General features: G+C 67.9%; 13 protein-coding genes. 9 read left to right on the forward strand and 4 right to left on the reverse strand.

Translation table 11 applies throughout. The annotated features are described in order from the left end of the window. The first annotated feature begins 79 nt into the window (after positions 1 to 79). The 4 genes from CGR01S_RS09850 to CGR01S_RS09865 all read left to right on the forward strand — a co-directional run bounded on the left by CGR01S_RS09850 (position 80) and on the right by CGR01S_RS09865 (position 4,856). Complete coding sequence (locus CGR01S_RS09850) at positions 80 to 763, forward strand: TRAP transporter small permease (RefSeq protein ID WP_042426001.1); 684 nt, start codon at positions 80 to 82, stop codon at positions 761 to 763. Then, entirely contained in the window at positions 760 to 2,043 is a 1,284-nt protein-coding gene (locus CGR01S_RS09855; protein WP_042426003.1) for a TRAP transporter large permease, read from the forward strand. Before CGR01S_RS09850 ends, CGR01S_RS09855 begins: the two co-directional genes overlap by 4 nt. Positions 2,044 to 2,045: 2 nt before the next feature. Next, positions 2,046 to 3,158 (forward strand): ABC transporter substrate-binding protein, encoded by a 1,113-nt coding sequence (locus CGR01S_RS09860; RefSeq protein WP_042426005.1) that lies wholly within the window; start codon positions 2,046 to 2,048, stop codon positions 3,156 to 3,158. A 93-nt stretch (positions 3,159 to 3,251) separates the two neighbouring features. Beyond that, positions 3,252 to 4,856, forward strand: a complete 1,605-nt coding sequence (locus CGR01S_RS09865; protein ID WP_052382537.1) for a methyl-accepting chemotaxis protein — start codon at positions 3,252 to 3,254, stop codon at positions 4,854 to 4,856. Here the strand turns inward: CGR01S_RS09865 and CGR01S_RS09870 are convergent. Next, positions 4,842 to 6,512 carry a SulP family inorganic anion transporter gene (locus CGR01S_RS09870; protein ID WP_042426317.1) on the reverse strand — a complete coding sequence of 557 codons (1,671 nt, stop codon included), beginning with the start codon at positions 6,510 to 6,512 and terminating at the stop codon, positions 4,842 to 4,844. The genes CGR01S_RS09865 and CGR01S_RS09870 overlap by 15 nt on opposite strands. 195 nt (positions 6,513 to 6,707) lie before the next feature. Between CGR01S_RS09870 and CGR01S_RS09875 the strand changes: the two genes are divergently transcribed. After that, positions 6,708 to 8,525, forward strand: a complete 1,818-nt coding sequence (locus CGR01S_RS09875) for an O-linked N-acetylglucosamine transferase, SPINDLY family protein (protein ID WP_042426007.1) — start codon at positions 6,708 to 6,710, stop codon at positions 8,523 to 8,525. Between the two features lie 166 nt (positions 8,526 to 8,691). Further along, positions 8,692 to 12,432: a hypothetical protein gene (locus CGR01S_RS09880; RefSeq protein WP_042426010.1), complete on the forward strand. Its 3,741-nt coding sequence runs from the start codon at positions 8,692 to 8,694 to the stop codon at positions 12,430 to 12,432. A gap of 45 nt (positions 12,433 to 12,477) precedes the next feature. Here the strand turns inward: CGR01S_RS09880 and metG are convergent, their stop codons facing one another. Both metG and CGR01S_RS09890 read right to left on the reverse strand, forming a co-directional pair. Continuing rightward, positions 12,478 to 14,559, reverse strand: a complete 2,082-nt coding sequence (gene metG / locus CGR01S_RS09885) for a methionine--tRNA ligase (RefSeq protein WP_042426012.1) — start codon at positions 14,557 to 14,559, stop codon at positions 12,478 to 12,480. A 128-nt stretch (positions 14,560 to 14,687) separates the two neighbouring features. Continuing rightward, the gene (locus CGR01S_RS09890; protein ID WP_042426321.1) at positions 14,688 to 15,935 is read right to left on the reverse strand and encodes a patatin-like phospholipase family protein; all 1,248 of its coding nucleotides are present in this window, start codon (positions 15,933 to 15,935) and stop codon (positions 14,688 to 14,690) included. 157 nt (positions 15,936 to 16,092) lie between these two features. On the opposite strand from CGR01S_RS09890, the gene apbC reads away from it, so the two are divergent. Next, the gene (apbC, locus tag CGR01S_RS09895) at positions 16,093 to 17,184 is read left to right on the forward strand and encodes an iron-sulfur cluster carrier protein ApbC (protein WP_042426015.1); all 1,092 of its coding nucleotides are present in this window, start codon (positions 16,093 to 16,095) and stop codon (positions 17,182 to 17,184) included. A gap of 18 nt (positions 17,185 to 17,202) precedes the next feature. On the opposite strand, the gene CGR01S_RS09900 is transcribed toward apbC, so the two are convergent. Next, positions 17,203 to 19,224: a sensor domain-containing diguanylate cyclase gene (locus CGR01S_RS09900; RefSeq protein ID WP_042426018.1), complete on the reverse strand. Its 2,022-nt coding sequence runs from the start codon at positions 19,222 to 19,224 to the stop codon at positions 17,203 to 17,205. A 124-nt stretch (positions 19,225 to 19,348) separates the two neighbouring features. Here CGR01S_RS09900 and CGR01S_RS09905 point away from each other — a divergent pair, with 124 nt between their 5' ends. Further along, a complete protein-coding gene (locus tag CGR01S_RS09905; protein WP_369345549.1) occupies positions 19,349 to 20,836 on the forward strand; it encodes an ABC transporter substrate-binding protein in 1,488 nt (495 codons plus the stop codon). Positions 20,837 to 20,841: 5 nt separating this feature from the next. Continuing rightward, entirely contained in the window at positions 20,842 to 23,361 is a 2,520-nt protein-coding gene (locus CGR01S_RS09910; RefSeq protein WP_042426326.1) for an ABC transporter permease, read from the forward strand. Positions 23,362 to 23,496: the final 135 nt, after the last annotated feature.

Here is a 23,496-nt window from a genome sequence, read left to right on the forward strand (position 1 = left end):
CCGGGCCCGCTCCTGCCGGGCGGCCCGGCCCGGGTGCAGCGGTGCTGCACCGCGCCCCGATCTCTGCGGAGAACCTCCCATGAAAATCCTCGATCACCTGGAAGAGTGGCTCATCACCTTCCTGATGGGCGCAGCCACGCTCATCATTTTTGTGGCGGTGCTGCACCGCTATGCCGCCGGCTACGCCATTCCCGGCCTGCAGGACTGGCTGCTGTCCATCAACATGACCTGGGCGCAGGAGCTCACCATCATCATGTTCGTGTGGATGGCCAAGTTTGGCGCCGCCTATGGCGTGCGCACCGGCATCCACGTGGGGGTGGATGTGTTCATCAACCGCATGAACCAGGACACCCGCGGCAAGTTCATCATTTTCGGCATGGCCGCCGGCGCGCTGTTCACGGGCATCGTGTCCGTCATGGGCGCCACCTTCGTGTGGGACAACGGCGCGCACTACGGCATCTTCCATGCGCTGGGCTTGAACGTCGAAGATCTGATCGAAGGCCCGACCACACCCGACCTCGAATGGCCCACCTGGGTGGTGTACAGCGCCATTCCGCTGGGCAGCGGGCTGATGTGCTTTCGCTTCCTGCAGGTGCTGGTGGGCTTCGTGCGCACGGGCGAACTGCCGCACCACGACCACGGCCACGTAGACGGGCTGGAAGAGGATGCGCAGGAAGCCCAGGCGCAGAACATCAACCCCCTGTCGATGCGTGACAACCTGCATCCCAACGACAACGACCCCAGCGCAGGGGGCAAGCCATGAACGCCGCCATCATCTTCATCATCCTGCTGGTGCTCATGCTCACCGGCATGCCGGTGTCCATTTCGCTGGGCCTGACGGTGCTCACCTTCCTGTTCGGCTTCACAGACGTGCCGCTGGAGTCCGTGGCCTTGAAGCTGTTCACCGGCATCGAGAAGTTCGAGATCATGGCCATCCCGTTCTTCATCCTGGCGGGCAACTTCCTCACCCATGGCGGCGTGGCGCGGCGCATGATCCATTTCGCCACGGCCATGGTCGGCCACTGGTACGGCGGCCTGGGCCTGGGCGGGGTGCTGGCCTGTGCGCTGTTCGCGGCCGTCTCGGGCTCCAGCCCGGCCACGGTGGTGGCCATTGGCTCCATCCTGCTGCCGGCCATGGTCAAGGCGGGCTTTCCCAACCGCTTCGGGGCGGGCGTCATCACCACCTCGGGGGCCCTGGGCATCCTGATTCCGCCGTCCATCGTCATGGTGATGTACGCCGTGGCCACCAACACCTCGGTGGGCGCGCTGTTCATGGCAGGTGTGGTGCCGGGCCTGGTGCTGGCGGCCGTGCTGGGCGGCGTGACCTGGTGGCGCGCGCGCAAGTACAACTACCCGCGCCTGCCCAAGGCGAGCTGGGGCGAGCGCTGGACGGCGTTTCGCAAGTCCGCCTGGGGCCTGTTCCTCATCGTCGTCGTCATGGGCGGCATCTACACGGGCATGTTCACGCCCACCGAGGCGGCGGCCATGAGCGCGGTGTACGCCTTCATCGTGGCGGTGTTCGTCTACAAGGACATGCGCCTCAAAGACGTGCCCAAGGTACTGCTGAACTCGGCCAACATGAGCGCCATGCTGCTGTACATCATCACCAACGCGGTGCTGTTCAGCTTCATCATGACCAACGAGAACATCCCGCAGGCCCTGGCCGACTGGATGCTGGGCCATGGCCTGGGTGTGATCGCCTTCCTGCTGGCGGTGAACGTGATCCTGCTGCTGGCGGGCAACTTCATGGAGCCCTCGTCCATCATGCTGATCTTCGCGCCCATCCTGTTCCCAGTGGCGATGAAGCTGGGCATAGACCCCGTGCACTTCGGCATCATCATGGTGGTGAACATGGAGGTGGGCATGTGCCACCCGCCCGTGGGCCTGAACCTCTACGTGGCCTCGGGCATCACCAAGATGGGCATCACCGAGCTGACCATCGCCGTCTGGCCCTGGCTGCTGGCCATGCTGGGCTTTTTGGTGATGGTGACCTACTGGCCGGGCCTGAGCCTGTGGTTCCCGCGCCTGCTGGGGATGCTGTAGGCATGGCAGCGCTGCACGTCAAGCCCCTGGCGCTGGCGTGGGCGCTGGCCCTGGCTGCCAGCGCCGCCTGCGCGCAGTTGCGCATCGGGCAGACCGTGGGCGTCACCGGGGCGGTGGCGGCCACGGTGAAGGAGTCCATGCACGGGGCGCAGCTCTACCTGGACCATGTCAACGCCAAGGGCGGCGTGGGCGGCGAAAAAATCGAGATCATCACCCTGGACGACGGTTTTGACGTCAAGAAAGCCCAAGCCAATGCCCGCACGCTGATCGAGGAGCGCGGCGTGCTGGCGCTGTTCATGAGCCGGGGCACGCCGCACACCGAGGCCATCAACACCGTGCTGGAGCAGCACCATGTGGCGCTCATCGGCCCTTCCACCGGGGCCATGGTGCTGCACCAGCCGGTCAAGCCCTACATCTTCAACGTGCGCGCCACCTACCAGCGCGAGGCCGAGCGTGCCATGGCGCATCTCACCTCCATCGGTGTGCGCCGCCTGGCCGTGGTGCACGTGGACGACAGCTTTGGCGCCGACGGCCTGCAGGGCGCGCGCAACGGACTCCATGCGGCAGGGCTGGAGCCCGTGGCCGTGGCCAAGTTCGACCGCACCCAGCCCGACTTTGCCCCGCTGCTGCCGACGCTGCAGGCGGCCGATCCGCAGGCCGTGCTCATCATCGGCTCGGGTACGGCGGTGGTGGAGGGCATCCGCAGCCTCAAGGCGGCCCGGGTGGGCGGGCAGTACCTCACGCTGTCGAACAACGCCTCGGGCGGTTTCGTCAAGCTGCTGGGCGACCAGGCGAAGGGGGTGATCGTCAGCCAGGTCATGCCTGCGAGCCTGGGGTTCGGTGTGGTCAAGGAGGCCACCCAACTGGCCAAGGCCCAGGGCGTGGACGAGGTGAGCCCGGCCATGCTCGAAGGCTTCGCCGCCGCCAAGGTGCTGGTCGAGGGCTTGCGCCGCGCCGGCCCCAAGCCCAGCCGCGCCAGCCTGCACCAGGCGCTGGACCACCTGGGCCGCGTGGACCTCGGTGGGTTGGCGCTGGACTACAGCCCCGGCGACCACACCGGGCTGGACTTTGCCGACCTCTCCATCATCGGCACCGGCGGGCGCTTCCGGCGCTGACCACTTGCATCGGGGACCGGCGGTCTGCGGCCTGGCGAAGGCCCGGCAGATGCGCCCACAGCAGGCAGTGGACACTGCCAGGAGGACGACGCCATGCGCATCGACGATTTGCGGATATCGACCCGGCTGGAGCTGGGCTTTGCCCTGCTGGGCCTGATGATTCTGGCCATGGTGGCGGTGGTCTGGGTGCAGGTGGCCACCATGAGCGGGCTGCTGGGGGACGTCGCCAATGCGCGCATTCCGCGCATGGTGGTGGGCAGTGCCATCAAGGAAGACGTGCAGGCCATCTCCAGCAGCGTGCGCAACATGATTCTGATGCGCGACAGCTCCGCCATCATGGCCGAGGCGCAGCGCATAGGGCGCGTGCAAAAGCGCATTGATGAGCGCTTTGCCGAGCTGGAAAAGCTCCTGGCAGGCGACAGCGCCGCACAGGCGGCGCTGCGGCAGGTGCAGGCCGCACGCAAGGCGTACGAACCGCTGCAGAACGAAACGCAGGACCTGGCAGGATCGGGCCAGGTCTTCGAGGCCAAGGATCTGCTGTTGGACCGGATGCACCCTGCCCAGCAGGCCTATTTCAGCGCCATGGACGCCCTGCTGCAACAGCAGCAAGAGCAGTTGGGCCAGGCCACCGGCGCCACGGAGCAGGCCGCCAACCGCGTGCGCGGCATGCTGCTGGCCACCACGCTGGTGGTCATGGTGCTGGGCGGCGTGCTGGCCTGGTGGATCGTGCGCTCCATCACCGGACCCTTGCGCCAGGCCGTGCGTGTCGCGCGCGCGGTGGCTGCGGGCAAGCTGCGCGAGCCCATCGAGGCGCAGGGGCGCAATGAGGTGGCGCAACTGCTGCTGGCCCTCCAGGAAATGCAGGGCGCGCTGGCGCGCGTGGTCACGCATGTGCGCCAGAGCGCGCACAGCGTGCTGGGGGGCAGCACCGAGATCGCGCAAGGCAATATGGATCTGTCGCACCGCACCGAGGCCCAGGCCGGTGCACTGGAAGAAACCTCGGCCGCCATGCAGGAGCTGAGCGGCGCCGTGGTGCACAACGCGGACAGCGCCCAGCAGGCCAGCACCCTGGCACGGGAGGCCAGTGCCGTTGCCGAGCGCGGCGGCGCTGTGGTGGGGCAGGTGGTGGACACCATGCGCGCTATCCACACGTCCAGCCGGAAAATCGCCGACATCATCGGTGTGATCGACGGCATCGCCTTCCAGACCAACATCCTGGCTCTCAATGCCGCCGTCGAGGCGGCGCGCGCCGGCGAGCAGGGGCGGGGCTTCGCCGTGGTCGCCAGCGAGGTGCGCGCCCTGGCAGGGCGCAGCGCCGAGGCCGCGCGTGAGATCAAGGGCCTGATCTCCAGCAGCGTGCAGCGCGTGGAGCAGGGCACGGAGCTGGTGGACAAGGCCGGCGCCACCATGCAGGAGGTGGTGCAGTCCATCCGCCGGGTGACGGCCCTGGTGGGCGAGATCAGCGGCGCCAGCGCCGAGCAGCGCTCAGGCGTGGCACAGATCGGCGAGGCGATCGCGCACATGGACCGGGTCACCCAGCAAAACGCCGCGCTGGTGGAGCAGATTGCCGCGGCAGCCACGGGACTGAGCACCCAGGCGCAGGAACTCGTGCAGGCAGTCGCGGTGTTCCAGGTGGATGCGGGCGTTGCGGCTGGTTTGCCCCGGCCGCCCGCTGTGCCGGCGCTACGCCTGTCCTGAAGCGTCCCCGCGCGGCCCAGGCGGTGTCTGCTCTGCCAGCCTGGCGCTGAAGCCCGAGCGCTCCATCAAGGAGCGCACCTGTTCCTGCGGGTGGTGCAGTGCCAGGTAGCCGCCGCGCTGCACCACGGCCTTGAGGATTTGCTCCAGGCCGTCGAGTCCGGTGGTGTCCAGGGCAAACAGGTCGCGCATGTCCAGTTCCACCTGCACACCCTGTGGCGCAGCCTCTATGGCTTCCACCAAGGGGTCGATCCTGGACGCCGCGCCGAAGAACAGCGCGCCGTGCAGGCTCCAGCCCAGGCGGGCGGTGGGGGCCGCGGCCTCCCGGGGCAGCGGCTCGGCGCGAAACAGCGCGCTCATGCGCCGCACGAACAGCACGCAGGCCAGCACCAGCCCGACCTCCACGGCCACCGTGAGGTCGAACACCACGGTCAGGAAAAAGGTGCCCAGCATCAGCAGGCGGTAGTGGTTGCTGAAATGCCTCAGGCGCACGAACTCGTGCCATTCGCCCATGTTCCAGGCCACGTAGAGCAGGATGCCCGCGAGCACCGCCAGCGGGATGTGCAGGGCCAGCGGCGCGGCCAGCAGCACGATGGCGCCCAGGGTGAGCGCGTGCACCATGCCCGCCACCGGCGAGGTCGCCCCGGCACGCAGGTTGGTGACCGTGCGTGCAATGGTGCCCGTGGCCGGCATGCCGCCAAAGAACGGCACCAGAACATTCGCCAGCCCCTGAGCCATGAGCTCCTGGTTGGGGTCGTGCTTGCGGTGCCAGGGGCCGCTGGCGAGCTGGTCGGCCACGCGCGCGCACAGCAGCGACTCGATGGCGCCCAGCACGGCAATGGTGAGCGTGGGCATCACGAGCTGGCGCGCGGTGTCCCAGGTGAGGGCGGGCAGCGCCAATGCCGGCAGGCCTTGCGGAATGCCGCCAAAGCGCGTGCCAATGGTCTCCACCGGGTAGCCCAGGGCGTGTGCCCACAGCGTGAGCGACACCAGGGCCACTACCGGCGCCGGGATGCGCGCGAAGCTGCGCACCGTCTGCCCCTCGGCCAGGCGCAGCACGGGCGAGCCATGCGCGAACAGGCGCGGCCACAGGAACAGCCCGCCCAGGCAGGCTGCCGCCAGGCCCAGCGCGTAGGGGTTGGTGCTGGCGAGGTGCTGTGCGATCACCTGGACTTGCGCGACAAAGTCGCCCGGCATCTTGTCGATGGCCAGGCCCAGTGCGTCCTTGATTTGCGACAGTGCAATGAGCACGGCGATGCCGTTGGTGAAGCCAATGACAATGGCCACCGGCACGAAGCGCACCAGCGTGCCCAGGCGCAGCATGCCGAGCACGAACAGCAGCACGCCCGCGGCCGCAGTGGACAGCAGCAGCCCGCTCACGCCGTAGCGTTCGACGATGCCGTACACGATGACGATGAACGCCCCGGCCGGTCCGCCGATCTGCACGTTGGTGCCGCCGAGCAGCGCAATCAGAAAGCCGCCGATGATGGCCGTCCACAGCCCCGCCTCGGGCTTGAGCCCGCTGGCGATGGCAAATGCCATGGCCAGCGGCAGGGCCACGATACCCACCGTCGCCCCGGCACCCAGGTCGGCCCAGAAACGCGCGCGGCTGTAGTGGCGCAGGGCTTCCAGGGTGCGGGGGCGGAAAGAGAAGGCCATGCGTTGCATTATGAAACGCGCACGTAGGCCGGGACATGCGGGCAATAGCTTGCACAAACCGGTTGTTTTCCCGCATTCGAGCAGGCGTGCCCGCGGCTATGCTGGGCCGTGGCGATATTGCCGCGCTGCCGCTGCATTCGGGCGCGTGTCGCCTGCTCCGGTGAACCCTTACCCATCCCACTCTCCGGCCTATCCATGAAAAAAGCAGTCTCTGCCTTCGATTTCGGCGCACTGGTCCAGCATGCCTGGGACCGGCAGCTCAACCTCCTGCAACTGCTGGAAGCGGCAGACCTTCTCTCTGCGCAGGGCCGCGAACCCCTGGCCGCCGTGCTCTACCATACCTGGCTGCGGCGCAACCGCACCACGCACGATCATCTGGCCTGGTTCAACCTGGGCGTCATTCTTTTCAATCAGCGGGATTTCGAGGGTGCGCGCGAGGCCTACAGCCGTGCCCTGCAACTGAGCCCCCGCTTTCTGCAGCCGCGCTTCAACCTGGGCCTGGTCTACGAGCAGCTGGGCCAGAGCGACGCGGCCATCGCGCAGTGGCTGCACATCGAAAACAATGCCGCCCCTGACGACGAGACGGAGAGGCCCCTGCTGCTGCTGGCGCTCAACAACCTCGGGCGCCACTACGAAGACAGTGGCCGCTACGCCGAGGCCTTGGCGGCACTCACGCGCAGCCTGCGCCTGGAGCCCGACCAGCCCAAGGTGATCCACCACTGGGTGTTCCTGCGCGCCAAGCAGTGCATCTGGCCGGTCTATGAGCCCCTGGGTGCGCTCACGCCGGACCTGCAGCGCCAGCACACCTCGGCCATGGCGATGATTGCCCTCTCCGAAGACCCGGCCATGCAACTGGCGGCGGCGCGTCACTATGTGGCGACCTCGCTGAAGCTGGACGTGCCGCGCTTGGCGCCCACCAAGCCCTACCGCCATCGCAAACTGCGCATTGGCTATTGCTCGTCTGATTTTTGCCTGCATCCGGTGGCCATGTTGACTGTCGAGCTGTTCGAGCTCCACGACCGAGAGCAGTTCGAGATCTATGGCTTCGACTGGAGCCGCGAGGACCGCTCGCCGCTGCGCCAGCGTGTCGAGGCGGCCATGGACCACTTCGAGCGCATCCATACGCTGAGCGATGAGGCTGCGGCCCGGCGCATCCGCGAATGCGAAATCGACATCCTGGTGGACCTGCAAGGGCAAACCCTGGGTGCCCGGGCCAATATGCTGGCCTACCGGCCCGCGCCCATTCAGATCACCTACCTGGGCCTGCCGGCCACCACCGGGCTGCCATTCATTGATTACGTCATTGCCGACCGCTACCTCGTTCCCGAGTCCGCACAGCCGTTTTACTCGGAAAAGCCGCTCTACCTGCCCGACATCTACCAGGTGAGCGACCGCCAGCGCCCCGTGGGCCCCGTGCCCTCGCGCGCCGATTGCGGCTTGCCGCCTGATGCATTCGTGTTCTGTTCGTTCAACAACAACTACAAGTTCACGCCGGAGGTCTTCGCGACCTGGATGCGCATCCTGCAGCGCGTGCCGGGCAGCGTGCTGTGGCTGCTGGCAGACAACGTCTGGGCGCAGGAAAACCTGCGGCGCACCGCACTGGAACATGGCGTGTCTGGGGAGCGCCTGTTGTTTGCCCCGCGGCTCCTGCCCGAGCACTACCTGGCCCGCCTGGCCGTGCCCGACCTGTTCCTCGATACCTACCCGTTCAACGCCGGCACCACGGCCAACGATGCGCTCTGGATGGGGCTGCCAGTGCTCACCATGAGCGGCCAGACTTTCGCTTCGCGCATGGCGGGCGCCTTGCTGACGGCCGCTGGCCTGCCCGAGCTGATCACGGCGGACCTGCAGGCCTATGAAGACAAGGCAGTGGCCCTGGCCCAGTCGCCCGCGGACTGCAGGCGCTTGTGTGCGCACCTGCAGCAGACGCGCGAGCACGGCGTGCTGTTCGATACGCCGCGCTTCGTGCGCCACCTAGAGGTCGAATTCCAGCGGCTAGCGGTGCATACCTAAAAACCAGTAGGTGCTCTACCGTCTATTGATATATTTTGTAACATTATTGAACATTTTGACGCAAACCCTTAAGAAGTTTGCAGCGCCGCCGATAAGAATTTGTCGAATCCTGGACGCAGAGCTTGCCCGCTGGCGTTCTGCTTGGTTGTATTGAAGGAGCAAAGCTATGGCGATTACCTCGTTTTCCGGTCTGTCGTTGGATCAGATTTCCGCACTGTCCAAGGCGGACATCGCCAGCATCTCCAGCAATAGTGATGAGGTCAAAAAACTTACAGCGACACAGATCCAGGCTTTTTCGGCCGAGCAGGTCAGTGGCCTGGACAGCAGCACCATCGTCAACCTGAGCGCCACGGCCCTCAAGGCACTGTCGGCCGATCAGGTTCGCTATGGCCTCACCTCCGATCAGGTGGGTGGGCTATCGTCCACCCAGCTCAAGGCGCTGACCGCCGGGCAGATGGCGGCGTTGCAGTATGACCAGATCGACCAATTCCGGGGTGATGCCAGCAAGCTTGCGGCCTTCGCCACGGCGCAGATTGCCGCGCTGACTGCCGACCAGCTTCGGCAAATCGAAAAAGACGACGCCAGCGGTCAGCTCAACAACTTGCAGGTCCAGGCGCTCAAAGGTGAACAGCTCGACATCATCGACACATTCACCACCGACCAGATCCGCGCCTTGACGGCCACGCAAATGGGCTCGTTGACGGAAGAGCAAATCCGCGCCATGAGTCCCGCCCAGGTGGGCGCACTTACCTCCGGCCAGGTCCAGGCGCTCAAGGCCACGCAGCTGAACGCCATTGACGCCCTGGGTAGTGCGGTGTCCATGCTGTCAGCCAAGCAATTGGCCGGGCTGAGCAACGACCAGATAGGCTTGCTGGGCAACGACCAGCTGCAGGCCTTGAGTGGAACGCAGATCAAGGCTCTGGGCATCAAGGTGGCCAGTTTGTCTGATACACAAATCCGCAACCTGGGAGCCACCCAGGTGCGCGCGATGACCAATCAGCAACTCACCGCGCTCACGAATACCCAGGTAGCCGCTCTGTCCACCGACAACCTCAAGGCCCTGAGCGGCGCGCAGATCGGCGCCCTGGGTACCGATGTCAGCAGCTTCTCCGACGAGCAATTGAGCGCCCTGCTGCCCACGCAGGCCGCAGCGCTGAGCTCCACCCAGATCGCAGCGCTGGGCAGCAACCAGATCGCATCGCTCAGCAGCGCGGCCATCAAGGCGCTGACCACTACCCAGATCAGCTACCTGTCGGGCGCGCAGCTCGGTGCCTTGACGGATGTGCAGCTTGGCGCCATGACGTCGGGGCAGGTGCGCATGCTGGTTGCCAACAAAGCCAACACTGACGGCATCAAGGCCCTGGCTTCGGACCAGGTTGCGGCCCTGTCCACGGCAGCCATTGCGGCGCTGTCCAATGCCCAGATTGGTCAATTCAGCTCCGATCACATCAAGGCGCTCTCCACAGACCAAGTGAATGCACTGACGGCCGCGCAAGTCAAGACGTTGGGGGCGACAACCGATGGTATCGGTGCGCTCAGCAACGAGCAGATCGCCGCGCTCTCCACACGCGCGGTGGCCGCCTTGACTACGGACCAAATTCAGACCCTGAGCTCCACGCAGATCCAGGCCCTCACGGTGGGCCAGGTCGAAAAGCTCAACAAGGCCGCTGTGGGCAAGCTCAGTGCTGACCAGCTCAAGCTCATGGCCTATGACGAGGTGGCCAAGCTCGTCCCTACCCTGGCAGCCAGCCAGGTCGCCGCGCTGACAACCGACCAGGTCCAATCCCTCACGAGCACGCAGTTCAAGGCGCTCACCACGGCCCAGGTGGCCGCGCTCTCGACCGACCAGATTGCCGCGCTCACCACGCAGCAGTTGGATGCCATGACCACAGCGCAGGTCCGGGCCTTGAAGACTGACCAGTTGCAAAAGCTCAGCAACGAACAAATCGGCGCCCTGCAGGACGTGGCCATTGCCGCGCTCAAGACCGAGCAGGTCGAGAAGCTCAGCGCGGAACAGATCACGGCCTTGAAGGATTCCCAGGCAGCCAAACTGACCGCAGCGCAAGTCAAGGTGTTGGATGCCAGCCAGCTCAAGGCTCTGGAGGACAAGGACGTCCAGGAGCTGATCACCAAGATCCAGAGCGGTCAGATCGGGAGTTTGTCCGATACGCAGATCGCCGCGCTCAAGGATACCGACATGGCCAAGCTGACCACCGGGCAGTTGGCGCAGCTCACCAATGCCCAGCTCGCCGCCCTGTCCGGCGCGCAGACGGCAAAGCTCGGTTCTGCCCAGGTGGCATCGCTCACCGCAACCAAGCTCAACCAGCTGACCTCGAGCGCCCTGCAGGGCATTACGGATACCGCGATCCAGGCGATCAGCACCGCACAACTGAAATTACTCTCCACGGAGCAGATTCGCAACCTGAAAGACACCCAGGTCGCGGCCCTGACCGATGCTCAGGTGGCCGCGCTGACCGCAGACCAGGTCAAGGCGCTGGAGTCGCAGGACATCGCGGCCAAACTCGCCAAGTTCCAGTCGGCCCAGATCCAGGGATTGAGCGCAGCGCAAATTAGCGCGCTGGATACTGATCAGGTCGCGGCGCTGACTACCGCGCAGGTGCGCGCCTTCACGACCGGCCAGCTGGCAGCCTTCTCTTATACCCAGATTGAGAAACTGACCGCCAGCCAGGCGCGTGCCTTGAGCGCGGACCAATTGAAGGCCTTGACGGCGGGCCAGATCGCCAATATTGAAACCGAGGATCTGGCGGCCCTGACGACGGCCCAGATCCAAGCCTTCAAGTCGGAGCAACTGCAGTTCCTGACCGGAACCCAGGTGAATAACATGACCAGCACCCAACTGCGCGCCCTAGGTGCCCCAGAGCTGGGCAGCGTGCTGGGCAAGCTGGATGCAACCAAGATCAAGGATCTGAGCACCACCCAGGTCGCAGCCTTGAGCACAGACCAGCTCTCCGGCATGGCCACCCAGCAACTCGCCGCCCTGACACAGGCGCAACTGCGCTCGCTCAATGGCAGTCAGTTGAACGTACTCCGGGACGTGATGGTTGCCGCGGATATCGCCAATATGACGCCGGACCAGATCAAGGCGCTCGACCAAACGCAACTGCAAAAACTGACCTCGAAACAGGTCGATATGCTCAGTTCTGACCAGATCCAGGCGCTGGACAAGGACCAGATCGGCTACATCTTGCCCAAGCTGAGCGAGCTGCGCGATTTGAGCACCGCTCAGGTGGCCGATCTCGACATGACCAAGGTCACACTGGCCAAGGTCACCACTGCAAACAAGGGTTTGAGCGACGAACAGCTGCAGGCACTGACGGCAGCGCAACTCCAGCAGAAGCTCGACGATGGCACGGGCGCGCCCTCGGCCAATACTCTGGTCCGCGATCTCGCTGCAGATATCGCCAAGCTCTCCGACGCCCAGGTTGTTGCGTTGAATTCGATAGGCATCAATATGCTGAGCGCGGCGCAGATCGGTCAGCTCACCGCCTCGCAAGTGGGCTCGCTGACCGATACGCAACTCAACAATCTTGGTGCCACAGAGTTCGCTGCTCTTGATATCACGAAGGTGCAGAACACGCAGCTTCAAGGCTTGGTGGCGGGGCTTGCCAACCTGGATGCTACGCAGATCGGCGCCATGACGGCATCGCAGGTTCGCGCGTTGAGCCCGGACCAGATCGACGATCTGACCACCACTCAGCTCGGTGCGATCGATGGGGCCAATGTTTCGCAGCTCACACTGTCCCAAATCGCTGCGCTCGCGACCGCCGGTACTGCCCAAATAAACGCGCTGCAGGGTTTTGCAACCAATCTCACCGCCGACCAAAAGGACGTGATCAAGGGCATCCTCACTCCTGCGCAGTACGGCACCGACCTGGGGTTGACCTGATCCCGTGGAATCATGAACCCCAGGCGCCAGGCCTGGGGTTCATGCTCAGCGCACCCGCATACCCGGCTGCGCGCCGGGGAAGGGCTCCAGCACGTAGATACCGGGGTTGGCTTTCTCGTCCGCATGGCTGGCGGCCAGCACCATGCCCTCGGACACGCCGAACTTCATCTTGCGCGGCGCCAGGTTGGCCACCACCACGGTGAGCTTGCCCGTGAGCTGCTCGGGCTGGTAGCTGCTGGCGATGCCTGAGAACACGTTGCGCGTGCGGCCCTCGCCCACGTCGAGCGTGAGGCGCAGCAGCTTGGTCGAGCCCTCCACGGCCTCGCAGTGGACGATCCGGGCGATGCGCAGGTCGATCTTGGCGAAGTCGTCGATGGTGATGGTCGGGGCCAGCTCCTCGCCGCCGGGAGCTACGGTTTCGGTAGCTGCCTGCGCTTGCTCCGCCTGGGCTGGAGGCTCAAACAAGGCCTCCAGTTGCTTCGCATCCACGCGCTGCATCAGGTGCTTGTACTCGCCGATCCCATGGCCCTTGCCGAGCGCGGTCTGTGCGTCGGCAAAGGTGAAGGGCGCGACCTTCAGGAAGGCCTCGACCTGCGCGGCCAGCGCCGGCAGCACGGGCTTGAGCAGGATGGTGAGCAGGCGGAAGGCCTCGATGCAGGTGGTGCACACGTCCTGCAGGCGGCCTTCCATGCCCTCCTGCTTGGCCAGTTCCCAGGGCTTGTTCTGGTCCACGTAGGCGTTCACGCGGTCGGCCAGCAGCATGGTCTCGCGCAGGGCCTTGCCGTATTCGCGCTCGGCCAGCAGTTCGATGATGGCGGGGGCACCTGCGCGCAGGTGCTCCAGCAGCGCGTCGCCGTCGGCCGAGACCTCGCCGAGCTGGCCGCCAAAGCGCTTGGCAATGAAACCGGCGGCGCGGCTGGCAATGTTGACGTACTTGCCGATCAGGTCGGCGTTGACGCGCGCCATGAAGTCTTCGGCGTTGAAGTCGATGTCTTCGTTGCGGGCCGACAGCTTGGTGGCCAGGTAGTAGCGCAGCCACTCGGGGTTCATGCCCAGCTTCAGGTACTTGAGCGGGTCCAGGCCCGTGCCGCGGCTCTTGCTCATCTTTTCGCCGTTGTTCACCGTGAGGAAGCCGTGCACGAACACCGCATCGGGCACCTTGCGGCCGCTGAACTTCAGCGTGGCGGGCCAGAACAGGGTGTGGAAGGTGACGATGTCCTTGCCGATGAAGTGGTACTGCTCGAGCTGCGGGTCGGCCATGTAGGCCTCGTAGTCCTGGCCGCGCTTAGTCAAAAGGTTCTTCAGCGAGGCGAGGTAGCCGATGGGGGCGTCGAGCCACACGTAGAAGTACTTGCCCGGCGCATCGGGGATCTCGATGCCGAAGTAGGGCGCGTCGCGCGAGATGTCCCAGTCGCCCAGGCCCTCGCTGGTGCTGCCGTCGGGGTTGGTGCGCACGGTGAACCATTCGCGCACCTTGTTGGCCACCTCGGGTTGCAGGCGGCCGTCCTGCGTCCAGTCTTCCAGGAAGGCCACGCAGCGCGGGTCCGACAGCTTGAAGAAGAAGTGCTCCGAGTGCTTGAGCACCGGCTTGGCGCCCGAGAGGGCGGAGTAGGGGTTGATGAGGTCGGTGGGCGCGTACACCGCGCCGCAGACCTCGCAGTTGTCGCCGTACTGGTCCTTGGCGTGGCACTTGGGGCATTCGCCCTTGATGAAGCGGTCGGGCAGGAACATGTTCTTCTCGGGGTCGAAGAACTGCTCGATGGTGCGCGTCTCGATCAGGCCGTTGGCCTTGAGGTCGCGGTAGATGTCCTGCGCGAGCTGGTGGTTTTCCGGGGCGTCGGTGCTGTGCCAGTTGTCGAACTGGATGTGGAAGCCGTCGAGGTACTGCTGGCGGCCGGCGGCGATGTCGGCCACGAACTGCTGCGGCGTCTTGCCGGCCTTCTCGGCGGCGATCATGATGGGCGCGCCGTGCGTGTCGTCGGCGCCGACGAAGTTCACCTCGTTGCCCAGCAGCCGCTGCGTGCGCACCCAGATGTCGGCCTGGATGTACTCCATGATGTGGCCGATGTGGAAATGGCCGTTGGCATAGGGCAGGGCGGTGGTGACAAAGAGTTTGCGTGCGGGCATGGATGCGGCTCTCGAAGCAGGCTCGCCTGGCTGGCGAAACGGTCAATTTTACGGGCTGGGTCGCGCTGCCGGCGGGCCGGCCCGGGCAAAGGCCCAGGGCGGCGCGCGCTGGCCGCGCGCCGTGCGGATCACGTGGCCGGGCGCTGGGGCAACTCGGCGCCCGTATCCTGCCAGCCAAAGAAGCGGCACACGGCGGCACGCTGCGCCAGCGTGTCGGCCCGGCCCAGGGCCATGAGCTCGCGCGTGTAGCCCTGTTCGAACAGCAGGTAGCTGGCCAGGGCGGCGCTGCGCACGTCCGGGCTTTTGGCCGAGACGCCCAGCGCGCCCAGCATGGCGCGCACGGGCGTGGGCAATTCGGCCAGGTGGCGCGCGGCCACGGCGTCCAGGCGCTGCGAGGGGGCGATCACCAGCAGCTCGATGGGGCGCAGGCTGCTGTGCGCGCGCGCCTCGGGCGGGATCAGCGAGATCGTCTGGTTGATGCGCTGCATGCGCTCCACGTCCACCCACAGGGCGTCGAGGAAGATGTTGGACAGCGCGTGGCCCGCGATCTGTGCGAGCGAGGGATAGCCCTGCGAGGCGGCGGCCGAGCGGTCGTTCTGCGGCTCGTGCATGCGGCCCGCGCCCACCACGAGCACGCGCTCGGCGCCCAGGTGGATGGCCGGCGCGATCGGGGCCGACTGGCGCATGGAGCCGTCGCCGAAATACTCGGTGTGGCCGTCGATGTCGATGGCCGTGGCCGGAAAGACGAAGGGGATGGCCGCCGAGGCCAGCAGGTGCTCGTGCGTGATGCGGTCGCGCACGGCGCGGCGCTGCGAGCGCACCCAGGGCCCCAGGCGTTCGCCCGCCTCGAAAAATGTGACGTGCTCGCCCGAGCTGTAGCTCGATGCGGTGACTGCCAGCGCCTGCAGGTGTCCCTGCTGGAACAGGCGCGGCAGGCGCACGAGCGGCACCAGCTTGACCAGCAGGCTGGTCAGGGGCGTGTTGTCCAGCAGCGAGAGTGGCCGCATGCGGCGCCAGCGCACCAGCACCCAGCCGAGCGAGAGCAGCGTGAGCCAGCGCGCGCCGCTGCGCATCACGCCGATGGAGTCGGCGCGGTAGATGTGGTGCGCATGGAAGTTGCTCCACACCCGTGCGATGCGGCGCACCGCGCGGTCGAACTGGTCGGCGCCGCAGGCCAGCGCGGCCGCATTGATGGCGCCGGCCGAGGTGCCGGTGACGATGGGGAAGGGGTTGGGCTCCTTGCCGGCGCCGCAGACCAGGCGCAGGTCGGCAATGGCTTCGAGCACGCCCACTTGGTATGCGGCGCGTGCCCCGCCGCCGGTGAGCAGCAGGCCGGTGGCGGGGCGGTGCGGTGGCGGGGCGGCGGTCGACGGCATGGTGTGGCTGCCAGTGTGCGCCAGCGCGCGGCGCCGGGCCGCGTGGGGGAAACCCGCATGCGGCATGCCCGCCACAGTGGCGCGCAAGTGCGCAATGCCAGTGGGGTTGTGGGGTGCTTCGCTAGACTTCGCTGTCCCCTACTTGATACATCAGACCATGGCGATCAATGAACAGAACCTGCTGGCGGCGCTGGCAGCGGTGCCGGATCCTTTGACGGGCAAGGACTTCGTCAGCACCAAGGCGGTGCAGAACCTGCGCATCCAGGGCGCGGCCGTGGCCTTCGAGGTGGAGCTGTCCTATCCCGCGCGCAGCCAGCACGAGGCCTTGCGCGCGCGCCTGGCAGCCGCGGCGCGCACGGTGGCCGGGGTGCAGGAGGTGGCGGTGGACATCCGCACGCACATCACGGCCCACGCCGTGCAGCGCGGCGTGCAGCTCCTGCCCGGGGTGAAGAACATCGTGGCCGTGGCCTCGGGCAAGGGCGGCGTGGGCAAGAGCACCACCGCCGCCAACCTGGCCCTGGCCCTGGCGGCCGAGGGCGCCAGCGTGGGCCTGCTCGACGCCGACATCTACGGCCCGAGCCAGCCCATGATGATGGGCATAGACCGCAAGCCCGACAGCCTGGACGGCAAGACCATGGAGCCGCTGGTCAACCACGGGGTGCAGGTCATGTCCATCGGCTTTCTCGTCACGCCGGACCAGGCCATGATCTGGCGCGGCCCCATGGCCACGCAGGCGCTGGAGCAGCTCCTGCGCCAGACGAACTGGAAGGACCTGGACTACCTCATCGTGGACATGCCGCCCGGCACGGGCGACATCCAGCTCACGCTCTCGCAGCGCGTGCCGCTCACCGGCGCGGTGATCGTGACCACGCCGCAGGACATCGCCCTGCTCGATGCCAAGAAGGGCATCACCATGTTCGAGAAAGTGGGCGTGCCCATCCTGGGCATCGTGGAGAACATGGCCGTGCACGTGTGCTCGCAGTGCGGGCATGCGGAACACATTTTCGGCGAGGGCGGCGCGCGCCGCCTGGCGCAGGAGCGCGGCATGCATTACCTGGGCGCCCTGCCGCTGGACCTGAACATCCGCCTGCAGGCCGACAGCGGCCGCCCCACGGTGGTGGCACAACCCGCCAGCGAGGTGGCGCAGATCTACCTCCAGGTGGCGCGCGACGTGGCCGCGCGCATCGCGCTGCAGTCCAAGGACTATTCCGCCAAGATTCCGAGCATCACCATCAGCCGCTCGACCTGAGATCGCCCATGAGGCGCCTCAGGCGGCGGGCTCCAGCGGCTGCCAGGTCGCGGGGCAGGCCATCACGGTGTCGCGCCCGGCCTTTTTCGCGTTGTAGAGGGCCGAATCGGCCTGGTAGAACAGGGCGCGCGCAGCCTCGGCGGCCTCCGGGAAGGCGCCAGAGGCCATGAGCTCCTGGGGGTGCAGGCAGGTCACGCCGATGCTCACCGTCACGTGCCGGTTGCCCGGGCCGGCGGCGCGGTGCTCCAGCGCCAGGGCGCTGACGGCGGCGCGCATGTGCTCGGCCATCGCCAGGGCCGCGGGCAGGTCGGTGTGCGGCAGCAGCACGGCGAATTCCTCGCCCCCGTAGCGGGCCACGACCTCGCCCGCGCGCCCGACCGCGGACGACAGGGCCTGCGCCACCTGCCGCAGGCAGTGGTCGCCCGCCACGTGGCCGTAGTGATCGTTGTAGGCCTTGAAGTGGTCCACGTCCACCATCAGCAGCGACAGGGCTGAGCCGCTGCGCGCGGCGCGGCTCCATTCGCTGGCCACGGCTTCGTCGAGGGCGCGGCGGTTGGCCACCTGGGTGAGCGGGTCGGTGCGCACCTGGGCTTCGAGGGCGCTGCGGTAGCCGGCCAGTTGCTCCTCGGTGAGCTTGCGCTCGGTGATGTCCTGCACCGTGCCCGTCATACGCGGGGCGCTGCCTTTCTCGGCCTGCGAGGGCTTCTCGTATTCCGCCCAGACCTGGACCCAGCGCACCTGCTGGTCGCTGGCGCGCAGGATGCGGTACTGCATGCGCAAGGGGCTGCGCTCGGCCATGGCCTGGCCGTGCACGGCCAGGATGTGCGCGCGCTCCTGCGGGTGCAGCAGGGCGGTCCATTGGTCCAGTCCCATGCGCCCGTCGGCGGGCAGGCCGTAGATCTGGCTGACCATGGGCGAAATGATGAATTCCTGGCTTTCGGTGTCATAGGCGAAGTAGCCCACCGCCGCTGCCTTTTGCGCGGTATCGAGCCAGCGCAGGTGGCGTTCGAGCTCGCGCTGCAGCCGGCGCTCGCGCCGGCGCGCGTTCCATTGCCAGAAGGCGGTGAGAAAACCGCCCAGCAGCAGCACCAGGCCGATGGGCAGGCCCAGCGACCACCATTCGCGCGCCTGCACGTCGGTGAAGGCCTCGGCGATGTCCACTTCCGACACCAGGAACCAGGGCGAGTCGAGCACGGCACTGACCACCGCGAGCACGTTCTCCCCGCGGTAGTCGCGCCCGTAGAGAATGCCGCGCCCCCCGCGCACGGCCTGCACGGCGGTGTTGTCCGTCTGCGCCATGGACAGGCGCGCGGTCAGCGGCGGTTCGTTGCGGTGGCGCAGGGGGCTGAGGTAGAGCACCTCGTCACCGCTGCGCTGCACCAGCATGGATTCGGCGGTGCGGCTGTTCGTGGGCCAGGACTCCAGCAGCGGGTACAGCGTGGTGCGCACGTCGGTCACCAGCCAGACGGCGCCCAGGGGCTCGATGCCGTCGAACAGCGGCGCAATCACACCGAGGAATGGAAAGGCGAAGATGGCGTCGCGCCGCGGCTCCACCAGCATGGCCTGGGCCTGCTGCAGCGCCTGCTGCAGCGCCTGCTGCTCGGGGTCGGGCAGGTGGCCCGGGCGCGGGCCGTCCGGTGCCAGCAGCAGGCGCCCGGCCGTGTCCACCAGGTACACGGCGCTGTAGCGGGCGCGTTCCTCGAGAATGCGCAGGCGCTCGCGCACCAGGGTTTGGCGGGCCATGGACGGGGCATGCAGCCAGTCGGCCACGGCACGGGCAAACAGCGCGTCGTCCGACAGGGCCATGGCGTCGAGCAGGCGGCGCTCGCGCCATTCGCCCACGCTGCGCGCCTGCAACTGGCTGATAGCCAGCAGTTCGCGTTCGATCTGGTGGCGGTGCTCCTGCGCACGCGCCTGGTAGGTCACCTGCAAGCCCCAGGCAATGCCGCCCAGCAGGGCCAGCACGACCAGCGCCAGCAGGCCCCAGATCCAGGGCGATCGGGCCAGCGGGGGTGGCGAAGAAGGGCTGGAGAAGGGCATGTGCTCTCGCGGCGGGGCGTGCGCTGGGTACTATGTCACACTTTGCTGCATTTGGTGGCAGGGCCGCCGGTCGTGGAAAACCCTCCAGCCACCGCCAGCCGCCTGCTCTGACAAGGTGATTCCCGTGAAGATTCTGCACAGCCTCTGGGCCCCCGCCCTGGCCCTGCTGCTGGTGCTGGCCCCGGGCGCGCAGGCCCAGCCGGCACCGCGCAGCGTGACCATCAACATCTCGCTCGAACCCGATACCCTGGACCCGACCATGGGGGCCGCCGCCGCCATCGGGGAGGTGGTGCACTACAACGTGCTCGAGGGCCTGACCAAGATCGAGGAAAGCGGCGCCGTCGTGCCCCTGCTGGCCGATTCCTGGAGCGTGGACGCCAGCGGCAAGGTCTACACCTTCCGCCTGCGCCAGGGCGTGCGCTTTCAGGATGGCGCGGCCTTCGACGCCGTGGCCGTGCGCTATTCTTTCGAGCGCGCCGCGGCGCCCGAGTCCACCAACAAGGCGCGCAAGGCGCTGTTCGACAACATCGCCGACATTGCCACGCCCGATCCGCACACCGTAGTGCTCACCCTGCACCGCCCCGACGCCAGCCTGCTGTTTCGCCTCGGTGAACCGCCGGCCGTGGTGCTGCACCCGGCCACGGCCGGCCAGGCGGCCACGCAGCCGGTGGGCACGGGGCCCTACCGCATCGCGCAGCGCACGCGCGGCCACAGCATCACCCTGCTCAAGGCCGACACCTACCGCGACGCCGCGCGCGTGCACATCGAGCGCGCCAGCTACCGCTTCATCCACGACATGGCCGCGCAGTCGGCCGCCCTGCAGGCCGGCGAGGTGGATGTGTTCTTCAACCTGGCCACCCAGGACATTGCCCGCTTCCAGGGCGACAGCCGCTACCAGGTGCTCATCGGCTCGTCGGCCAGCAAGGGGCTGCTGGCGCTCAACCAGCGGCGCGCGCCGCTGGGCGATGTGCGCGTGCGCCGTGCCATCACGCACGCCATCGACCGCGAGGCCTTCATTCGCAAGGTGCTCGACGGCCGCGGCCGCGTGATCGGCAGCCACTTCTCGCCCACCGACCAGGGCTACGTGCACCTGGCGGGCATGTACCCCTATGACCCCGAGCGCGCACGCGCCCTGCTGCGCGAGGCAGAGGTCACGCTGCCGCTGCGGCTGACCCTGACGCTGCCGCCCACGCCCTACGCGCGCATGGGCGGGCCGGTGGTCGCGGCGGACCTGGCCAAGGTCGGCATCATCGTGCGCCTGGAGCAGGTCGAGTGGGCACAATGGCTCGCGGGGGCCTTCAAGGGGAATTTCGACATGACCCTGATCAACCATGTGGAGCCGCTGGACTACCTCATCTACACCGACCCCACGTACTACTTCGGCTACGACAGCGCCGACTTCCGCAGCCTGGCCGAACGCCATGCCGCCAGCAGCAACGCGCGCGAGCGCCAGATGCTGTTTGCCGACCTGCAGCGCCACCTGGCGCAGGATGCCGCCAACGTCTGGATCTTTGCGCCGCAGAACGCCGCCGTGGCGCGCAAGGGCCTGCGCGGCGTGTGGATGAATTACCCGATCACCGCGCACGACATCGGCGCCATGTGGTGGGAGTGAACGCCATGCCCCTCTCCGTGTTCTCCCTGGCCTGGCGCACCCTGTGGCGCGACTGGCGCGCCGGTGAGCTGCGCCTGCTGGCCGTGGCGGTCTGCCTGGCCGTCGCGGCGCTCAGTTCCGTGGCCTTTTTCGCCGACCGGCTCGAAGGCGGCCTGCAGCGCGATGCGCTGCAAATCCTCGGCGGCGACGCCGTCGTCGCCAGCGACAACCCCACGCCCGAGGCGTTCGTGCAGCACGCGCGCGACCTGGGCCTGGCCGCCGTCACCACCGTGGCCTTTCCCACCATGGGCCGCGCCAGCGACGCCCGGGGCGGGGCCAGCCGCCTCGTCGCCTTCAAGAGCGTGGAGCCCGGCTACCCCCTGCGCGGCAGCCTGCGCGTGGCCGACGCCCCAGGCCAGGAGGGGCGCAGCACGCGCGACATTCCGGCGCCCGGCGAGGTGTGGGTGGACGCGCCCCTGCTCGACGCGCTGGGCCTGCAGATGGGCGACGAGCTGCTGCTGGGCGATGCCGCGCTGCGCATTGCGCGCATCATCGTCCTCGAACCCGACCGCGGCGCGGGCTTCATGGCCTTTGCCCCGCGTGTCATGGTCAACGCCGCCGACGTGGCCGCCACCGGCCTGGTGCAGCCCGCCAGCCGCCTGACCTACCGCTTTGCCGTGGCGGGCGAGCCGCGCGCCGTGCGCAGCTTCAGCACCTGGGCCGAGCAGCAGCTCGCGCACGGCAGCCTGCGCGGCGTGCGCCTGGAGTCGCTGGAGACGGGCCGCCCCGAGATGAAGCAGACGCTGGAGCGCGCGCAGAAATTCCTCAACCTCGTGGCCCTGCTCGCGGCCCTGCTCGCCGCCGTGGCCGTGGCCCTGGCCGCGCGCGGCTTTGCCGCCGGCCACCTGGATGCCGCCGCCATGCTGCGCGTGCTGGGCCTGGGCCAGCGCGCCATTGCCCTGAGCTACGCGCTGGAGTTCCTGCTCGTGGGCCTGGCGGCCAGCGCCGCGGGCGTGCTGCTCGGCTGGGGCGTGCACTACGTGTTCGTGGCACTGCTGGCGGGCCTGGTCGAGTCCAGCCTGCCCGCGCCGGGGCTGTGGCCCGCGGCGCTGGGCCTGGGCGTGGGGGGCACGCTGCTGGCGGCCTTCGGCCTGCCGCCGGTGCTGCAGCTCGCCCAGGTGCCGCCGCTGCGCGTGATCCGGCGCGAGCTGGGCGCGCTGCGCCCGGCCTCGGCCGCCGTGCTGGGCCTGGGCGTGGCGGGCTTTGCCGCCCTGCTGCTCGTGGTCAGCAGCGACGTGCGGCTCGGGCTCATCGCCGTGGGCGGCTTTGCCGCGGCCGTGGCCCTGTTCGCCGTGCTGGGCTGGCTGGCCGTGTGGCTGCTGCGCCGCAGCGTGCGCGAGGCCACCGCGCCGCGCTGGCTGGTGCTGGCCACGCGGCAACTGGCGGCGCGCCCGGCCTTTGCCGTGGTGCAGGTCAGCAGCCTGGCCGTGGGCCTGCTGGCGCTGGTGCTGCTGGTGCTGCTGCGCACCGACCTGATCGCAAGCTGGCGCCAGGCCACGCCGCCCGACGCGCCCAACCGCTTCGTCATCAACATCCAGCCCGATCAGGCCGAGGCCTTCCGCCACATGCTCGGCGAGGCCGGCGTGCGCCGCTACGACTGGTACCCGATGTTCCGCGGCCGCCTCGTGGCCGTGAACGGGCAGCCCATCGCCCCGGACAGCTACCGCGAGGAGCGCGCCCAGCACCTGGTGGAGCGCGATTTCAACCTCTCCAACGCCGAGCAGCAGCCGCCGCACAACCAGGTCGTCGCCGGCCGCTGGACGCCGGGCGAACAGGGGGCCGCGAGCGTGGAAGAGGGCCTGGCCCAGACCCTGGGCCTCAAGCTGGGCGACACCCTGCGCTTTGACATGGCGGGCGTGCAGCAGGAGGTGCGCATCACCTCGCTGCGCAAGGTGGACTGGGCCTCCATGCGCGCCAACTTCTTCGTCATGTTCCCCGTGGCCCAGGTGCCCGATGCGCCGCTCACCTACCTGGCCGCCTACCGCGCGCCTGCGCAGGCGGGCTTCGACAACGCCCTCGTGCGCCAGTTTCCCAACGTCACCAACGTGGACATGGGCGCCACGCTGCTGCAGGTGCAGAACGTGCTCGACCAGGTGGTGCGCGCCGTGGAATTCCTGTTCGGCTTCACCCTGGCCGCCGGGCTGGTGGTGCTGTTTGCCGCCGTCACCGCCACGCGCGAGGAGCGTGCGCGCGAGTACGCCATCATGCGCGCCCTGGGCGCCCCGGGCCGCCTGCTGCGCCAGGTGCAGCGCGCCGAGCTGGCGGGCGTGGGCCTGCTGGCCGGCCTGCTCGCCAGCAGCGCCGCCGTGGCCGTGGGCTGGGCGCTGGCGCGCTACGTGTTCGACTTCGCCTGGACGGCGCCCGCGCTGGTGCCGCTGGCCGGCAGCCTGGCGGGCGCCGTGCTGGCGCTGCTGGCGGGCTGGTGGGGCCTGCGCGAGGTGCTGCAGCGCCCGGTGGTGGAGACACTGCGCAAGGCGGCCGAATGATGCTATGGCTTCAGGAGCTGCCAGCGCTTGATGGATAAGCGCTAGAGGCCCAAAATGCTCCAAAATATGCCGACCGCCACGGCCGGCTGGGCCGGCTCTCTGCAGCAGCGCCCGGCGGGGGCACAGACCCAACAA

The sequence above is a fragment of the Comamonas granuli NBRC 101663 genome (assembly GCF_000739995.1).
Taxonomy (GTDB): Bacteria; Pseudomonadota; Gammaproteobacteria; order Burkholderiales; family Burkholderiaceae_C; genus Simplicispira; species Simplicispira granuli.